Source organism: Streptomyces sp. GLSS-08, assembly GCF_056387915.1.
The window spans coordinates 196844-217041 of record NZ_JBWJAQ010000003.1; the positions used below are offsets into that span (position 1 = coordinate 196844).

Here is a 20198-nt window from a genome sequence, read left to right on the forward strand (position 1 = left end):
CCATGACGTCTTCGAAGCGAAACCGCGCCGAGGCACTGCCCCAGGACCTCCGGGAGGCGCTGCGCCGCCGGCTGGCCGGACGGGCCGGCGGCGCGCCGGGCGCACCCGCCCGGCAGGCCATCCCGCACGCCGACCGCACCCGGCCGCTGCCGCTGTCCTTCGCCCAGCAGCGGCTGTGGTTCCTGGACCGGCTGCGGCCCGGCGACGCCCGCTACAACAGCGCCGTCGCGCTGCGGTTCACCGGACCGCTGGACCGGGCCGCGCTCTCCCGCGCCCTGGACACCGTCGTGGGGCGGCACGAGGCGCTGCGCACCACGTTCGATGAGGTCGACGGACGCCCGGCACAGTCCGTGCACCCGGCGGGCCCCGTACCGCTGCCGGTCCGCGACCTGCCGGTGCCGGACGCCGCGGGCGGGGACGGCGAGGCCGACGGGACCGGGACGGGTGAACGGCCCGCCGGGGCGGACGCCCTGGAGGCGGCGCTGCGGGACGAGTACTCCCGCCCGTTCGACCTGAGCACCGGCCCGCTGCTGCGCGCCCTGCTGCTCCGGGAGTCGGATGCCTCGCACGTGCTGCTGCTGACCGCCCACCACATCGTCACCGACGGCTGGTCGATGGGCGTCCTGCTCCAGGAACTGTGCACCGCCTACGACGCCCTGGCCCGCGGTGCGGCGGTGGCACTGCCGCCGGTGGCGACGCAGTACCCGGACTTCGCCGCATGGCAGCGAGAGCAGCTGTCCGGTCCCACCCTGGAGCGCCAACTAAATTACTGGAAGGACCAGTTGTCCGGCGCGGTGGCGCCCGAGCTGCCGCTGGACCGCTCGCGCCACGGCGAGGAGTCCGGAGCGGGCGCGGTGCACTCCTTCGCCGTCCCCGCGGACGTCACGGCCCGGCTGCGGCAGCTCGCGGCCGAGCGGCACACCACCCTGTTCACCGCCCTGACCGCCGCCTGCCAGGCGCTGCTGGCCCGCTGGTCGGGCCAGGACGACATCACCGTCGGCTCCCTGACGCCCGGACGCTCCCGCACCGACCTGGAACGGACGGTCGGCTTCTTCGCCAACACCATCGCCCTGCGCACCCCCGTGGACACCGCCGGATCCTTCCGCGACCTGCTGGCCGCCGCGGCCCGGACCGTCAACGACGCGTTCGCGCACGGCGACACGCCGTTCGAGCGGCTGGTGGAGGCGGTGGGCGCGACCCGCGAGGCGGGCCGCAACCCGCTCTTCGACGTGATGGTCCTGCTGCACCCGTCCCCGCCCGAGGCACCCGCGCCGCACGGCCTGGCCATCTCACCCGTCACCGTGGAGCGGCGGGCCGCCACCTTCGACCTGAGCGTGGAGTTCATACCCGACGGGGACGGCCTGAGCGCTCTGCTCGAATACCGCACCGACCTGTTCGACGCGGCCACCGCCGAGCGGATGGCGGACCAGCTGCTGCGCACGCTGACCGGTGCCGCCGCCGAACCGGACCGGCCCCTGGGCACGGTCTCCCTGCTCTCCCCGCGCGAGACACGGCGGGTGACCGAGGACTGGAACGCCACCGGCCTGCCGGTCCCCGCCACCACCTACCCGGCGCTGTTCCAGCGGCAGGCGGCCCGCATCCCGCACGCCACGGCCCTGGTCGCCGGGGACACCCGGCTCGACTACGCGGCCCTCAACGCCCGCGCCAACCGCCTCGCCCATCACCTCATCGCCCAGGGCGCCGGGCCGGAACGGCTGGTCGCGCTGCGTCTGCCGCGCACCGCCGACATGATCACGGCGATCCTCGCCGTGTGGAAGTCCGGCGCCGGCTATCTGCCCCTCGACCTCGACCTGCCCGACGACCGCGTCCGCTTCCTGCTCGAGGACGCGCGGCCGGCCCTGGTGCTGGACGAGACCATGCTGCGCTCGGTGCCCGGCACCGCCCCCGACACCGACCCCGCCGACACCGACCGGCTCGCTCCGCTCGACCCGGACCACACCGCGTACGTCATCTACACCTCCGGATCCACCGGGCGCCCCAAGGGTGTCGCCGTGTCGCACCGGTCCCTGACGAACCTGCTGGCAGGTCACCGGGAGGGCTTCGTCGCCGAGGCCGGGGGCGGCCCGCTGCGGGTGGCCCTGACCGCGTCGTTCTCCTTCGACACCTCGCTGGAGGGTGTGCTGCTGATGGCCGACGGCCACCCGCTGCACCTGGTCGACGAGGCGACCCGGCTCGACCCCGCCGCCCTCGTCGAGTACGTCGTCGAGCACCGCGTCGACTTCCTGGACCTGACGCCGTCCTACCTGCGGCAGCTGCTGCCCGCCGGACTGCTCACCGACCCGCGGCACCGCCCGCGGGTGCTGATGCTGGGCGGCGAGGCCCTCGGCCCCGGCCTGTGGCGGGAACTCGCCGCCCACCGGGACGTCAGCGCGTACAACTTCTACGGGCCCACCGAGTGCACGGTCGACGCCCTGGCGTGCCGCATCGACGGCGACGACCGTCCGCTGGTGGGCCGCCCGCTGCCCAACGTGCGGGCCTACGTCCTCGACGACCGGCTGCGGCCCGTGCCGCCCGGCGTCGGCGGGGAACTGTACCTGGCGGGGGAGCAGGTGGCCCGCGGTTACGCCGGCCGCCCCGGTCTGACCGCCGCGCGCTTCCTGGCCGACCCGTTCGGACCGTCCGGCGGCCGGATGTACCGCACCGGGGACCTGGCCCGCTGGACCGCCGACGGACGTCTCGACTACCTCGGGCGCGCCGACGACCAGGTCAAGGTGCGCGGGCACCGCATCGAACCCGGCGAGGTCGAGGCGGCGCTGCTGGACCTGCCGGACCTCACCGCGGCCGCGGTCGTCGCGGTGACCGACCCGCACGGCCACACCCGGCTCGCCGCCTACGTCGTACCGGCCCCCGGCGCCGCCCGGCCCGCCGCCTCCGCACTGCGGGCGTCCTGCCGCCGCGTCCTGCCCGACCACATGGTGCCGTCCTCCTTCACCGCGCTGGACGCACTGCCGCTGACCACCAGCGGCAAGCTGGACCGCCGTGCGCTGCCCGCCCCCGACCTCGACACCGCCCCCCGCGAGCGGCAGTTCACCGCCCCGCGCACCCCCGCCGAGCAGACGCTCGCCGGCATCTGGTCGGACGTGCTGGGCGTGGCCGAAGTGGGCGCGGACGACAACTTCTTCGAGCTCGGCGGGGACTCCATCCTCAGCATCCAGGTCGTCTCCCGCGCCCGCGCCGCCGGAGTGCACCTCACCTCGCGCGACATCTTCCGCCACCAGACCGTCGCCGACCTGGCCGCCGCCGCGTCCGGCCGGGAGGCCGCCGCGGTGCCCGCCCCGCGTTCGCCGCAGGACGAGGGCCCCGCTCCGCTGACCCCCGTCCAGGAGTGGTTCTTCGCCACCCACGGGCCGCTGCGGCACTTCAGCATGTCGATGCTGCTCGACCTGCCGCACGACCTCGACGAGGCTGCCCTGACCCGGGCCGTGGAAGCCGTGACCGCCCAGCATGCGGCGCTGCGCACCCGGTTCGTCCGTACCGGGGACACCTGGCGACAGCACCCCGGCGCCGGTCCGGCGGCCGGGCTGCTCACCCGCCACGACCTCACCGCACTCGGCGGCGCGGACCTCGCCGCCGGCCGGGCCGAGGCGGCCGACGCGGCCCGCGCGGCCCTGGACCCGGAGACCGGCGCCCTGCTGCGCGCGGCCCTGCTGCTGCCCCCGTCAGGTGAACGGCCCCAACTCTTCCTGACGGCCCATCACCTCGGCGTGGACAGCGTCTCCTGGCGCATCCTCCTCGCCGACCTGGAGCAGGCCTACCGGCAGGCAGCCGCGGGCGAGCCCCTCCAACTGGAGCCCGTCGGCACGCCGTTCATCGCATGGGCGGCGCAGCTGTCCCGGCGGGTACGGGCCGGCGACCTCGACGACGACCTGCCGTACTGGACGGCCGAGGCACGGGAACCGCGCGTCCCGCTGCCCGTCGACCACCCCGCGACCCCGCTCGCCGGCTCGGTGCGCACCGTCCGCACCCGGGTCGACGCCGCCACCACCGAGGCCCTGCTGCGCCGGGTGCCCGGTGTCTACCGCACCCAGGTCAACGACGTGCTGCTCAGCGCCCTCGGCCGGGTTCTCGCCGACTGGGCGGGCACCGAGCGCGTGACCGTGGCTCTGGAGGGGCACGGCCGCGAGGACCTCGGCGACGCGCTCGACGTGTCGCGGACGGTCGGCTGGTTCACCAGCCAGTACCCGGTCACCCTCACCCCGGCCGGAACCCCGGCCGCGCCGGACTGGGCCGCCACGCTGAAGTCGGTGAAGGAGCGGCTGCGCGCCGTACCCCGGCGCGGCCTCGGCTTCGAGGCACTGGCCCGCCTCGGCTCACCCGACCCCGCCGCCGGTGCGCTGCGCGAACTGCCGCTTCCCCAGGTCTGCTTCAACTACCACGGCCAGTGGGAGGCCGACGCCGGGCGCGACTTCGCCCCGGCCGCAGCCGAGGTGCCCGGCCGGGACATCGCACCCGACCGGCCCCTGGACCACCTGCTGGACGTCTCGGCCGTCGTCGCCGACGGGGAACTGGAGATCACCTGGCACTACAGCGACCAGGTGCACGAGGCGGCCACCGTCCGCGACCTGGCGGACGGCATGGTCCGCGCGCTGGCCGCCGTCACCGAGCACTGCGCCCGCCCGGACGCGGGCGGCCGCACCCCCTCCGACTTCCCGCTGGCGGACCTCGACCAGGCCGCCGTGGACCGGCTGGCCGGGGACGGCCGCGGCGTGGAGGACCTGCTGCCGCTCACCCCCCTCCAGGAGGGCATGCTCTTCCACCGCCTGGTCGGCGGCGCCGACGACGTGTACGTGGACCAGGCCGCGCTCCTGCTGGAGGGCGTCGCGGACCCGCACGCCCTTGCCGTCGCCTGGCAGCGGGTGACCGACCGCACCCCCGCCCTGCGCACCTCGGTGGTCTGGGAGGACGTGCCCCGACCGCTCCAGATCGTGCACCGGGACGTCCGCGTGCCCGTGACCCACCACGACTGGCGCGACCTGGACCCGCGCGAGCGCGAGGACCGGTTCGCCCGGCTCCGCTCCGAGGACCTGGCGCGCGGCATCGACCTCGGCTCGGCGCCGCTGATGCGCCTGACCCTGGTCCGGCTGCCCGACGCGCGGCTCCACCTGCTGTGGACCTCGCACCACCTCATCCTGGACGGCTGGAGCCTGGCCCAGGTGCTCACCGAGGTGTTCGAGGAGTACGCGGCACTCACCGCCGGAAGCGAGCCCCACCCGCCCGTGCGCCGGCCGTTCAGCGACTACGTCCGCCATCTGGCCGACCAGGACACCGACGCGGCACGCGCGCACTGGCGCGAGGTCCTGCGCGGATTCGCCACCCCGACGCCACTGCCCGCCGACCGCCCGCTGCGCGAGGCGCACGGGGCGCGCTCGGCGGGCGTCCACACGGCCGGACTCCCCGGACCGGCCTCCGCACGCCTCGCGCGGACCGCCCGCGACGCCGGGCTCACCGTGAACACGGTGGTGCAGGGCGCGTGGGCGCTGCTGCTGGCCCGGTACGGCGCGGAACGGGACGTGGTGTTCGGCACCACCGTCTCCGGACGCCCCGACGACCTGCCCGGCGTGGAGTCCATGGTCGGCATGTTCATCAACACCCTGCCCACCCGCGTCCGGGTCGAAGGGCACCGCACGGCCACCGCCTGGCTGCGTGATCTCCAGGACACCCAGGCCGAGTCGAGGCGCTTCGCGGCGGTGTCCCTGGCCGAACTGACCGCGCTGAGCGACGTGCCGTCCGGCGCCCCGCTCTTCCACAGCATGGTCGCCTTCGAGAACTACCCCTTCGACGAGGCCCGTTCGGCCACCTCGGGGGTGCGCCTGGTGGACGTCGCCTCCCGGGACGCCACCAACTACCCGCTCGTGCTGCGCGCCTACCAGGGCGAGCGGCTCGGCTTCGACCTGGCCTACGACCCGGACCTCTTCGACGCCGCGACCGTCCGCGCGCTCGCCGACCGCCTGTGCCTGCTGCTGGCCGCGATCGCCGAGGACCCCGACCGGCCGCTGCGCGACCTGCCGTGGACCACCGCCGAGGAACGGCGGCGGATGCTGACCGACTTCAACGGCACCGAGCACGGCCGCCCCGACTCGACCCTGGTGGACCTCTTCGAGGCGCAGGCCGCCCGCACCCCCGACGCCCCCGCCGTCACCCACGAGGGCGACAGCCTCGCCTACGGCGCGCTCGACGCGGCGGCCGGCCGCCTCGCCCACCGGCTCGCCGAGGCGGGCGCGGGTCCCGAGCGGTTCGTGGCGCTCGCCCTGCCCCGCTCCACCGACCTGGTCGTGGCGGTCCTCGCCGTCCTCAAGACGGGCGCCGCCTATCTGCCCATCGACCCCCGGCTGCCCGCCGAACGCATCGCCCACCTGCTCCGGGACGCCGACGCCGTCACGCTGGTGACCACCGCGGAGACGGCCGGACGGGCACAGGGCACCGGCGTGCCCGCCCTCCTGCTGGACGACCCGGCGGTCAAGGCCGACCTCGAAGGGCGTCCCGCCACCGGGCCGGACCCCGCCCGCCGCCCGCTGCCGGAGACGCCCGCCTACGCCATCTACACCTCCGGCTCCACCGGCCGGCCCAAGGGTGTGGTCGTCCCGCACGCCAACGTGGTGCGCCTGTTCACCCGCACCCGTCACTGGTTCGGCTTCGACGAGCACGACGTGTGGACCCTCTTCCACTCCTACGCCTTCGACTTCTCCGTCTGGGAGCTGTGGGGCGCCCTGCTGCACGGCGGCCGGCTCGTCGTCGTCCCCGACGACACCGCCCGGTCCCCGGAGGACTTCCTGCGCCTGCTGGCGGACGAGCGGGTCACCGTCCTCAACCAGACCCCGTCCGCCTTCTATCCGCTGGTCCGGGCCGACGCCGAACACCCCGGGCTCAGCGCACGCCTGGCCCTGCGCACGGTTGTCTTCGGCGGCGAGGCACTGGACGTGGAGCGGCTGTCCGGCTGGTACGCCCGCCACCCGGACACCGCCCCGCGGCTGGTCAACATGTACGGCATCACCGAGACCACCGTGCACGTCACGTACGCCCCCCTGGACCGCACGACGGCCGGTTCCGCCGCCGCGGGACCCATCGGCACGGGCATACCCGACCTGCGGGTGTACGTGCTCGACGACGACCTGGCCCTCGTGGCGCCCGGCGCCGTCGGCGAGATGTACGTGGCGGGGGAGGGCCTGGCCCGCGGCTATCTGGGACGGCCCGGCCTGACCGCCGCCCGCTTCCCCGCCGACCCGTTCGGCGAGCCCGGCAGCCGCATGTACCGCACCGGCGACCGGGCCCGCCGGCGGACGGACGGCACGCTGGAGTACCTGGGCCGCGCCGACCAGCAGGTGAAGATCCGCGGCTACCGCATCGAACCCGGTGAGATCGAGGCCGCCCTGCACACCCACCCCGGCGTCGGCGCCGCCGCCGTCGGCGTGCACGAGGACACCTCGGGGACGCGCCGGCTCGTCGCGCACGTCGTCGGCACCGGCAACGGGGAGCACACCGCCGCACCGTCCGCGGCCGAACTCCGCGCCCACCTGGAGCGGCTGCTGCCCGCACACATGGTTCCGGCCGCCTACGTCCCCATGGCGGCGCTGCCGCTGACCGCCAACGGCAAGCTCGACCGGCGCGCCCTGCCCGCCCCGGGACCCGGCGGATTCGCCACCGGCACCGACCGCACTCCGCCGCGCACCCCGGCCGAACGCCTGGTCGCCGCCGCCTGGGCGGACGTACTGGACGCGCAAGGGGCGGGCGTGGAGGACGACTTCTTCGCGCTCGGCGGCGACTCGATCCTCGCCGTCCGCGTGACCTCCCGGCTGCGTGCGGCGTTCGGCGCGGACGTCTCGCCCCGGCTGCTGTTCACCCACCCGACGCTCGCCACCCTGGCCGCCGCCCTCGGTGACCCGGTCACGGACGGATCGACACCCGCGGGCGCGATACCCGTCGCGGACCCGGACACCCCGCCGCCACTGTCGTACGCGCAGCAGCGGCTGTGGTTCCTCGACCGCTTCGAGCCGGGCAGCACCGAGTACACGACCCTGTCCGTGCTGCGGCTGCGCGGCCGGCTGGACGAGGCCGCGCTGCGCGCCGCCCTGGACGGCCTGGTCGCCCGGCACGAGGCACTGCGCACCACGTTCGCCGAACAGGACGGCCGGGCCCGGCAGATCGTGCACCCGCCGCACCCGGCGCGACTGACACTGGACGACCTCACCGGCACACCCGCCGACCGGACCCGCCCGGCCCTGGACGCGCTCGTCGAGCGCGAGGCGGCCACCCCCTTCGACCTCGCCACCGGGCCCCTGCTGCGGGCCCGGCTGGCACGCCTGGCCGACGACGACCACGCGCTCGTCCTCGCCGTCCACCACATCGCCACCGACGGCTGGTCCGTCGCCGTCCTCGGGCGGGACCTGAGCGAGCTGTACGCGGCGGCGCTGGAGGGCCGCCGCGCCGACCTGCCCGACCTGCCCGTGCGGTACGCGGACTACGCGGCCTGGCAGCGCGCCCGCACCGAGCAGGCCGACGACCAACTCGCCCACTGGCGCGAGACGCTGGACGGCCTGGCACCGCTGGAGCTGCCCACCGACCGGCCTCGCCCCGCCGTGCGCACCCGCGACGGGGCCCTGGTGACCTTCGCACTCCCCGCCGCCCTGACGGAGCGGCTGCGCGAGAGGGGCCACGAGGCCGACGCCACCCTCTACATGACCCTCGTGACGGCCTGCACCGTGCTGCTGTCCCGCTGGGCCGACCAGGAGGACGTCGCCGTCGGCACCGTGACCGCGGGCCGCGACCGGCCCGAACTCCACGACGTGGTCGGCATGTTCGTCAACACGCTGGTGCTCCGCAACCGGGTGCGCCCCGGACAGTCCTTCCGCGCCCTGCTGGAACAGGTGCGCACCACCGTCCTGGAGGCGTTCGCCCATCAGGAGGTCCCCTTCGAACGGCTGGTGGACGCCCTCCAGCCCGAACGGGACACCAGCCGCACCCCGCTGTTCCAGGTCATGGTCGCGCTGCACAACCTGGGTGCCGAAGTCCCCGGACTCCCGGGGCTGGACGTCGAACCGCTCACGCCGCCGGTCCGCAACGCCACCTTCGACCTCGCCTTCGACTTCGTGGAACGCGACGGGGGCATCACCGGCTATCTGGAGTACAACACCGGCCTGTTCACGGCGGCCACCGCCGAGCGCCTGGCCGGCCGGCTGCGGATGCTGCTGGACGCCGTCGCCGAGGACCCCGGACGGGAGACCGGCGCGCTGCCGCTGATGACCGGCAGCGAACGACGCCAGGTGCTCGACAGCTGGCAGGGGGCGCGACTCCCGGCCGCGGACACCACCTTCCCCGCCCTGTTCGAGGCGCAGGCCGCACGGTCCCCCCACGCCACCGCCCTGGTGGCCCGGGACGCCACGCTGGACTTCGCGGCCCTCGACGACCGCGCCAACCGGCTCGCCCACCACCTGATCGCGCTGGGCGCCGGCCCGGAACGCGTGATCGCCGTCCGCCTGCCGCGCACCTCCGACCTGCTGGTGGCACTCTTCGCCGTCCTCAAGTCCGGCGGGACCCTGCTCTGCCTGGACCCCGAACTGCCCGAGGAGCGCGTCGCGTTCCTCCTCGCGGACGCCGCGCCGCACACCGTCGTGACGGCCGGCACCCTGCGCGAGGTGCCCTGGGACCGGCTGCCCGCGCACGCCCCCACCGACGCCGACCGGCGCCTGCCGCTGCGGCCGGAGAACGCCGCCTACCTCGTCTACACCTCCGGCTCCACCGGCCGCCCCAAGGGCGTCGCCGTGGAACACCGCCACCTGGTCAACCTCTGCCACGACCACCGCGAAGGCCTCGTCGCGCCGCACACCGCGGACGGGCGCCGGCTGCGGGCCGCGCTGAGCGCGTCGTTCTCCTTCGACACGTCCTGGGAAGGCCCTCTCCTCCTCGCCCTCGGCCAGGAGGTGCACCTCGTCGACGAGGACGTCCGCCTGGACCCCGACGCTTTCTGCGCCCTCGTCGACGACCGGCGGCTGGACCTGGTCAACGTGACCCCGTCCTTCCTGCGCGAACTGACCGCGGCCGGACTCCTCGCCCCCGGCCGCCACCACCCGCGCCTGCTGCTCGTGGGCGGCGAGGCCGTCGGCAGCACCGCCTGGCAGGAGCTGTGCGCGGCGGACAGCGACCTCGGCGTCACCGCGTACAACATGTACGGCCCCACCGAATGCACCGTCGACGCCGTCTACGGGCGCTGCGCCGAACACCCCGGGCGTCCCGTCATCGGCCGCCCCGGCCGCAACCTGCGCGCCTACGTCCTCGACGGCGCCCTGCGGCCGGTGCCGCCCGGCACCCCCGGTGAGCTGTACCTCGCCGGGGCGCAGGTGGCCCGCGGCTACCTGAACCGGCCCGGCCTGACCGCCGCACGCTTCCTGGCCGACCCCTTCGGGGAGCCGGGGGAGCGGATGTACCGCACCGGTGACCGGGCTCGCTGGGACACCGGCGGGCGGCTGGAGTTCCTCGGCCGGACCGACGAACAGGTCAAGATCAGGGGCTTTCGCATCGAACCCGGCGAGGTGGAGGCCGCACTCCTGGCCCACCCGGACGTCGCCGAGGCCGTGGTGACCGCCCGCGAGCACGGCGGCCGTCTCATGCTGGTGGCGTACCTGGTGCCCGCCGGTGAGCACACCCCGCCCGCCGACGAACTGCGGGTCCGGCTGCGCCGGACACTGCCGGACCACATGGTGCCCGCGGCGTTCGTCCCGCTGACGCGGATACCGCGCACCACCAGCGGCAAGACCGACCGGCGCGCCCTGCCCGCCCCGCCGGCCCAGCCCGACACCACGACGCCGTACGTGGCACCCCGGCCCGGCACCGAGGAGCGCCTCGCCGCGATCTGGGCGGAGGTCCTCGGCGTCGAGCGGGTGGGCGCGCGGGACAACTTCTTCTCGCTCGGCGGCGACTCGATCCTCAGCATCCAGATCGTCTCCCGGGCCCGCCAGGCCGGCCTCGCCCTCACCACCAAGGACGTCTTCCGCCACCAGACCGTCGCCGAACTCGCCCTGCGCGTCGCCGACACCGACCCGCGCCCGGCGGCGGCCGACGAAGCCGCGCCCGCCGAAGCCCCCCTGGCCCCGATCCAGCGCTGGTACCTCGACGGCCGCGATCCCGGCGACCCGCTGCGCTTCACCATGACCCAGCGCCTGGAACTGCCCGTCGGTACCAACCTGCTGGCGGTTCGTCAGGCAGTGGGCGCCCTCGTACGCCACCACCCCGCCCTGCGCACCCGGTTCCTGCGCAACGGCGACGGCTGGTACCAGGAAGTGCTGCCGGAGGCACCCGAAGGCGTCTGCACCCACCACGACGTGGCCCGTCTCGACGGGCCTGCGCTGGAGGCGGAGACGCAGCGGGCGGCGGAGGCCGCACAGGCCTCGCTCGACCCCGCCGAGGGCCGGGTCGTCCGGGTCCTGCTCCTGGACCGCGGCCCGGACCGCCCCGCGCACCTGCTGATCACCGCCCATCACCTGGTCGTGGACGGCGTCTCCTGGCGCATCCTGCTCGCGGACCTGGAGAGCGCCCAGCGCGCCGCGGCAGCCGGGCGCCCCCTCGACCTGCCCGCCGAGGGGACCACCTACGGACAGTGGGCGGCCCGCCTGGAGCGGCACACCCGCTCCGGTGCCCTCGACGCAGACCTGGCCCACTGGACCAGGACCTGCGCCGCCCCCGCCGACCTGCCCGCCGGCCGCACCGGCCCCAACACCTACGGCACCGCCGCCACCGTCACCGTCACCCTGGAGGCGGCGGAGACCGACGCGCTGCTGCGCCAGGTCCCCGAGGTGTACCGCACCCAGGTCAACGACGTCCTGCTCAGTGCTCTCGGCCGCACGCTGGCCGACTGGTGCGGACGCGACACCGTCCTGGTCGGCGTCGAGGGACACGGCCGCGAGGACCTTTTCGAAGACGTGGACCTGTCGCGGACCGTCGGCTGGTTCACCGCCGAGTTCCCCCTGGCCCTGACCGTCCCGGCCGGCACCGGCTGGGGCGATGTCCTGCGGTCCGTGAAGGAGACGCTGCGCGCCGTGCCGCTGCGCGGTCTGAGCCACGGCGCGCTGCGCCACCTGCTGCCCGACAGCCCGCTGGCCGGCGCCCGCGCGCCGCGGGTCGGCTTCAACTACCACGGCCAGTGGGACGCCGGCGGTGCCCACGGCACCGGCCTCTACCGGGCCGCGCTCCCGCCGGCCGGCCGCGACACCCACCCGGACGAACCCCGCCCCTACCTCCTGGACGTCACGGGCGTCGTCCAGGACGGCAGGCTCGAACTCGGCTGGACCTACCCGACCGCCGTCTACGACGAGACGACCGTGCGGCGCCTGGCCGAGGAGATGTGCGCTGCCCTGCGCGCCATCGTGGCGCACTGCGCCTCCCCGGACGCCGGCGGCCGCACCCCGTCCGACTTCCCGCTCGCCGGACTCACCCAGGACCAGCTGGACCGGCTGGTCGGCGACGGACGGCACGTGGCGGACGTCCTGCCACTCACGCCCCTGCAGTCCGGCATGCTCTTCCACGGGCTGGTCGACACGGCGGGCGCCTACTTCGACCGGACGGCCGTGCGTCTGTCGGGCGTGGCCGACCCGCGGGCGTTCGCCGCCGCCTGGCGGCAGCTCGCCGACCACACACCGGCCCTGCGCACGAGCGTCCACTGGCAGGGCCTGCCGCACCCCGTACAAGTGGTCCACCAGCGCGTCGAACTGCCCGTCACCCACCTGGACTGGCGTGACCTGACACCCGGTCAACGAGCGGAAGCCACGCAACGGTTGCTCACCGAGGACCGGGCAGCGGGCATGGAGCTGACCCGCGCGCCGCTCACCCGCATCACCCTGGCCGCCCTCCCCGGCGACGAGGTGCTGCTGCTGTGGTCCTCGCACCATCTGATCCTCGACGGCTGGAGCACCGGGCAACTGCTCACCGAGGTGTGCGAGCGGTACGCCGCGCTCACCACGGGCACGGACCTCGCCCCGCCGCTGCGGAGGCCCTTCGCCGACTTCCTCGGCTGGCTGCGCGACCAGGACGAGGCAGCGGCCGACCGCCACTGGACCGACGCCCTCGCCGGGTTCACGGCACGCACCCCGCTGCCGTACGACCGCACACCCGCCGAGGCGCACCGGGCCCGCGCCGCCGACGCCGTGCACCACGAACTCGACGAACGGCTCTCCCGGCGGCTGCGGGAGACGGCCGCCCGCAACGGACTGACCGTCAACACCGTGGTACAGGGCATGTGGGCGCTGCTGCTGGCCCGCTACAGCGGGCGCCGCGACGTCGTCTTCGGCACCACCGCCTCCGGCCGCCCGGCCGAACTGCCGGGTGTGGACTCCATGGTCGGCATGTTCATCAACACCGTGCCCACCCGCGTCCGCATCCCCGCGGACGGCGTCCTGCCCTGGCTGCGCGGGCTGCAGGAGGAGCAGAGCGACGCCCGGCGATTCGACTTCCTCGCACTGCCCCGCATCCAGGCGCTGAGCGAAGTCCCGGCGGGCGAAGCCCTGTTCGACAGCATGGTGGTCTTCGAGAACTACCCCGTCGACGAGGCCGCGACCGCCAGGACGGGGGTGAACGTCGAGGAGGTGCACGCCGAGGACGCCACCACCTTCCCGCTCTGCCTGCGCGCCCACCTCACCGACCGGCTCGGCTTCGACCTGGCCTACGACTCCACGCTGTTCGACCGGACCACCGTCGAGCGCGCCGCGTCCCGCCTGGCCGCCCTGCTCACCCGCTTCGTCGACGGCGCCGAGGGCGACGTGGACGGCCTGGACATCCTCAGCGCCGCCGACCGCGAACTGCTGGAGCGGTGGAACACCACCGCCCGGCAGGCACCGCCCCGCAGCCCCGTCGACCTGTTCGCCGAGCAGGTCCGGCGCACCCCGGACGCACCGGCGCTGTCCGACGGCGACCGCCGGGTGACCTACCGGCAGCTCGCCGACTGGTCGGACGCCCTGGCCGCGTCGCTGCTGGCCGGACGTCCGGCGCCCGAGGACCGGATCGCCCTGCTCATGGACCGCTCCGCCGAACTCGTCGCCGCCCAGCTCGCGGTCCTCAAGGCGGGCTGCGCCTACCTGCCGGTGGACACCCGCGCTCCCGAGGACCGGCGGCGCGCCCTCCTCGCCGAGGCGGGCGTCACGGTCCGGCTGACCGCCGAGGAAGTCGCCGCGGCGCGTACCGCGCCACCGGCACAAGCCGTGCTGCCGTCCGCCGACCCCGACCGCCTGGCGTACGTCATGTTCACCTCCGGATCCACCGGCCGGCCCAAGGCCGTGGCGGTCCGGCACCGCGACGTGGCGTCGCTGGCCACCGACAGCCGCTTCACCGGCGGCGTGTGCGACCGCGTGCTGCTGCACTCGCCGGTGGCCTTCGACGCCGCCACGTTCGAGGTGTGGGCGCCCCTGCTCAACGGCGGCTGCGTGGTGGTGGCCCCCGAGGGGACCGTGGACGCGGCCCTGCTGCGTCGCCGGGCCGCGGACGGCGGGCTGACGGCGGTGTGGCTGACGGCAGGCGTGTTCCGGCTGCTGTCCCAGGACGCGCCGGACTGCTTCGCGGGGCTGCGCCAGGTGTGGACCGGCGGTGACGTGGTCCCCGCCGCGGCCGTACGCCGGGTACTGGCCGCCTGCCCCGGCCTGACCGTGGTGGACGGCTACGGACCGACCGAGACCACGACGTTCGCCACGTCCTTCGCCCTCACCGACCCGGAGCGGGTGCCCGGCACCGTGCCGATCGGCCACCCGCTCGACGATCTGCGGATCCACCTCCTGGACACCCGCATGCGGCCCGTCCCGCCGGGCTGCGCCGGCGAGCTGTTCGTGTCCGGCGAAGGCGTGGCGCGCGGCTACCTCGGCCGCCCCGGTGACACCGCGGCCCGGTTCCCGGCGGACCCCTACGGGCCGCCCGGCGCCCGCATGTACCGCACCGGAGACCTGGCCCGCCGCCACCTCGACGGCACGATCGAGTTCCTGGGCCGCGCCGACGACCAGGTGAAGATCCGCGGCTTCCGGGTCGAACCCGGCGAGGTGGAGGCGGCGCTCGCGACGCACCCCGGCGTCAGCGACGTGGCCGTCGTGGCACGGGAGGACCGGCCCGGCGGCAAGCGCCTGGTGGCCTACGTCGTCGGGCCCGCGGGCGAGGACGCAATGGACCTCAGGGCGTTCGCCGGACGCACCCTGCCCGACTACCTCGTGCCTTCCGCGTTCGTCCCGCTGCCGGCCCTCCCGCTCAGCCGCAACGGCAAGGTGGACCGGGCGTCGCTCCCGGCGCCGGACGCCGGCGCCGGGCACGGCAGGCACGTCGAGGCCCGCACCGAAGCGGAACGCCGCACGGCGGAGGTCTTCGCCGAGGTCCTCGGCGTCGAAAGGCCCGGTATGGAGGACGACTTCTTCCAGCTGGGCGGTGACTCGATCCTCAGCATCCGGCTCGCCTCGCGGCTGGCCGAGACGTTCGGGACGGATCTGTCGCCCCGCGCGGTGTTCGCCCACCCCACCCCGGCCGCGCTCGCCGTCCTGCTCACGCGGCGGCGGACCGGTGAGGCCGACGTGCCCGCCATCGTCCCGGTCGCCCGCGACGCGGCGCCGCCGATGTCATACGCCCAGCAACGCCTGTGGTTCCTTGAGGAGTTCGCACCCGGCGGCGCCGAGTACGTCACGGCGCTCGCGCTGCGTCTGCGCGGCGCGCTCGACGCCGGCGCACTCGCCGAGGCCCTGCGCGCACTGGTCGCCCGGCACGAGTCGCTGCGGACCACCTTCGACTCGCTGGACGGCCACGGCGTGCAGATCGTCCACCCGCCCAAGGACGTCGCGCTGCCGCTGCACGACCTTTCGCGGCTGCCGGAGGACGAACGCGCGGACCGGCTGCACCAGTTGCCGGCGGCCGAGCGCACCCGCCCCTTCGACCTGCGCCAGGGCCCGCTCATGCGCGCCGCACTCCTCAGGCTGGCCGACGACGACCACGTGCTGAACCTGACCCTGCATCACATCGTCACCGACGGCTGGTCGACGTCCGTGCTGGCCGATGACCTCGCCCACTTCTACCGGGCCGAACTCGACGCCACCACCGGCCAACTGCCGCCGCTGCCCGTCCAGTACGCCGACTACGCCCACTGGCAGCGCACCTCGGGCGCAAGCGGTGCCGCCGAACACCTCGCCTACTGGAAGGAACAGCTGGCCGGCACCGAACCGCTGGACCTGCCCACCGACCGGCCGCGCCCGGCGGTGCGCACCAGCAACGGCGCGACCGCCCGCCTGGTCCTGCCGCCCCGTACGGCCCGCCGCCTCACCCAGGTCGGCCGGGACCGCGGCGCCACCCTGTTCACCACACTCGTCGCCGCCGCGCAGACGTTCCTCGCCCGGCTGTCCGGCGAGCGGGACGTCGCCGTCGGCACCGTCACCTCGGGCCGCGACCGGCCGGAGACCCAGAACCTGATCGGTTTCTTCGTCAACACCCTGGTCCTGCGCTCCCGGGTGGACACCGACCGCCCCTTCCCGGAGTTCCTCGCCGACGTACGGCGCACGGTGCTGGACGCCTTCGCCCACCAGGAGGTGCCGTTCGAGCAGGTGGTGGACGAGGTGCAGCCGGTCCGCGACACGAGCCGGACCCCGCTCTTCCAGGTCATGGTCGTCCTGCAGAACACGCCGGCGGCCGATCTCGACCTGCCCGGCCTCGACGTCTCCGACATCGAACCGGACCTCCAGCAGGCGGCGTTCGACCTCACCCTGGAGTTCGCCGAGACGGACTCCGGTGCCCTGCACGGCCTGCTCACCTACAACACGGACCTGTTCGACGCGGCCACCGCCGAACGCATGGCCGACCAGCTCGGCACCCTCCTCACCGCCGTCGCCGACGACCCGCACCGGCCCCTCGGCGCGCTCCCGCTGGCGACCGACGAGGAACTGAAGGCCCTCCTGGACCAGGGCCGGGACACCGCCCGGCCGGTGCCGGCAGCGACCCTGCCGGAACTGTTCCAGCGACAGGCATCCCGCACCCCCGACGCGGTGGCCCTCGCGGACGGCAGCCGGCAGCTGACCTACGCGGAGCTGGAACGCGCCGCCAACCGGCTGGCCCACCGGCTCATCGGCCGCGGCGCCGGACCCGAGCGGATCGTCGCCCTGGCCCTGCCCCGCGCGGCGGAGACGGTGGTGGCCCAGCTCGCCGTCGCCAAGACCGGCGCGGCCTTCCTGCCCGTGGACCCCGCCTACCCCGAGCAGCGACGGGAGTTCATGGTGCGCGACGCGGGCGCCGCGCTGGCCCTGGACGACCCGGCCGACGTGTGGGTCGAGGCGGGGCCCGACACCGCGCCCACCGACGCGGACCGCACCACCGCGCTCACCCCTCACCACCCGGCCTACGTGATCTACACCTCCGGGTCCACCGGAACGCCCAAGGGCGTCGTGGTCACGCACAGCGGACTGGCCGCCTTCGCCGCGGCCGCCGCCGACCGCTACGCCGCGGGCCCCGGTGACCGGGTCCTGCAGTTCGCCTCGCCCAGCTTCGACGCCTCCGTCCTGGAGCTGTGCGTCTCCCTGCTCACCGGTGCCGCCCTGGTGACCGGCGAGGAGGGCCCTCTGGTCGGCGAGCGGCTGGCCCAGATCCTCGCGGACCGGGCCGTCACACACACCCTGATCCCCCCGGCCGCGCTGGCCACCGTGCCGCCCGAGGCGGCCGGCGCCCTGCCCCACCTGCGCACCCTGATCGTCGGCGCAGAGGCGTGCCCGGCCGACCTGGTCCAGCGCTGGGCCCCCGGCCGGCGCATGATCAACTCCTACGGGCCCACGGAGGCCACCGTCGTCGCCACCTGGACCGGCCCCCTGACTCCGGAGGCGGGCGCCCCGCCGATCGGCCGCCCGGCCGGCGCCACCCGCGTGTACGTCCTCGACGCGGCCCGCCGCCCCGTCCCGCCCGGCGTGACCGGCGAACTGTACGTGGCGGGCCCCGGACTGGCCCGCGGCTACCTGAACCGCCCCGGCCTGACCGCCCAGCGGTTCACCGCCGACCCGTTCGGCGAACCGGGGGAGCGGATGTACCGCACCGGCGACCTGGTGCGCTGGGGAACCGACGGCCGGCTCCGCTTCGCCGGACGCGCCGACGACCAGATCAAGCTGCGCGGATTCCGGATCGAACCGGGAGAGATCGAGAGCGCGCTGCGCCGCAGCTCCCTGGTGCGCGACGCGGTGGCCGTCGTCCGCGCCGAGGACTCGGGCGACGGGACCGCCAAGGGTCACGGACGACTGGTGGCGTACGTCGTCCCCGAGCAGGGCGCTCCCGCTCAACTGCCCCTCGCCGAACTGCGCGAGCATCTCGCCGGGCTGCTGCCTCCCCACATGATCCCGGCGGCCTTCGTACCCCTGGAGCGGCTGCCGCTCACCCCGAACGGCAAGACCGACCGCCGTGCCCTGCCCGCACCCGGTCCGGCGCACGCGGCCGGCGGCCCGCGCACCGCACCGCGCACCGACACCGAACGCCACATCGCCCGCATCTGGGAGGACGTGCTCGGCGTGGACGGCGTCGGCGCCGACGACAACTTCTTCCACCTCGGCGGCGACTCGATCCTGAGCATGCAGGTCGTGTCGCGGCTGCGGCGCGACGGCCTGCACCTGGCCACCCGCGACCTGTTCACCCACCAGACGGTGGCCGAACTCGCCACCGTCGTCGGCGCCGCGCCCGAGCGCGCCGGGGACGGCCCGGCGACCGGGGAGGTGCCGCTCACCCCCATCCAGGAGTGGTTCCTCACCACCCCGCGCCACAGCCACCACCACTTCAACCAGTCCGTGCTGCTGGAACTCGACGGCCCGCCCGACCCGGTGGCCCTCGCCACGGCCCTGGACGCGCTGCTGGAACACCACGACGCCGTCCGCATGCGCTTCACCCGGGAGAACGACGGCTGGCACCAGTTCAACCCGCCGCCCGCCGACGGCGACGGCGACCGTGTCCTCGCCCGGTACGACCTGACGGGACTGTCGCCGGCGCAGGCCGACGACGCCATGGAGCGGGCCGCCGACGACCTGCACGCCGGTTTCGACCTCGCCCACGGTCCGCTGCTGCGGGCGGGGCTGTTCACCGGCGGGGCGGACCGGCCCGCGTTCCTGCTCCTGGTCGCCCACCACCTCGTCGTGGACGCCGTGTCCTGGCGGATCCTGAGCGACGACCTGGAAGCGGCCTACCGGCAGGCGACGCGGGGCGAGACCGTGACGCTGGGGGAGCGCAGCACCTCCTTCCGCGACTGGGTCCGGGCCCTCGCCGCGCACGTCGCCGAAGGCGGCCTCGACCACGAACTCCCCTACTGGGAGGAGGCGGTGACCGTCGAGCAACTGCCGGCCGCCGCAGCCCCCGGAGCGGACGCCGGCGAAGCACGCGTGCTCACCGTGGAACTCGACGAGGAGGACACCGCGGCGCTGCTGCGCTCCGCACCCACCGCCTACCGCACCCGCGTCAACGACGTCCTGCTCTCCGCGCTGGCCCTGGCGCTCGCCCGCTGGAGCGGACGCGACCGCGTCCGCCTGGACCTCGAGGGGCACGGTCGCGAGGACGTGCTCGACGGGGTCGACCTCTCCCGCACGGTCGGCTGGTTCACCACCGTCCACCCGGTGGCCCTCCAGGTACCCGACCCGGACGACCTCGGTCCCGCCCGCGACTGGCGCGCCCTGGTGAAGTCGGTGCGCCGTCAGCTGCGTACGGTGCCGGGGAACGGGCTCGGCTACGGCGCGCTGCGCACGTACGGCTCGCCGGAGGTCCGCGAGCGGCTCGGCTCGGCGGCGCACGGACAGGTGGTGTTCAACTACCTCGGCCAGTGGGACGCCCGCCCGGCCGCCCCGGGCACCGGCCTCGTCCGCGCCGAGCACGGTTCCTTCGGCCGGGACCACGACCCGCGGGACAGCGGATCGCACCCCCTCGAAGTGGTGGGCGCGGTGCAGCACGGACGCCTCGCCTTCACGTGGCACCACCGGACCGGTCTGCACGACACGGAGACCGTGCGCGGCGTCGCCGAGGAGTTCGCCGACGCACTGCGCCACATCGCCCGGCACGCGCGGGGCGGCCGGTGACGATCCCCCGCCGCAGTGACGCCGCGAGCGGCCGGAGGTGCCGCGGGCGCCGGGCGCCACCGCCCCGCGCGCCCACCGCAGCCGCCCGGTCCGCCGGGAACAGGACCGGCCGGTTCCCGGCCGGCCGCCACCACCGTACCGACGACGAAAGAG

The 20198-nt window shown here is 75.3% G+C and carries 1 protein-coding gene; it reads left to right on the plus strand.

Features of this window, described 5'->3' with window-relative positions:
* The first annotated feature begins 2 nt into the window (after positions 1–2).
* Positions 3–20045, plus strand: coding sequence for a non-ribosomal peptide synthase/polyketide synthase (locus tag AC0ZLC_RS06375; RefSeq protein WP_476750894.1), 20043 nt, complete (start codon positions 3–5; stop codon positions 20043–20045).
* Positions 20046–20198: the final 153 nt, after the last annotated feature.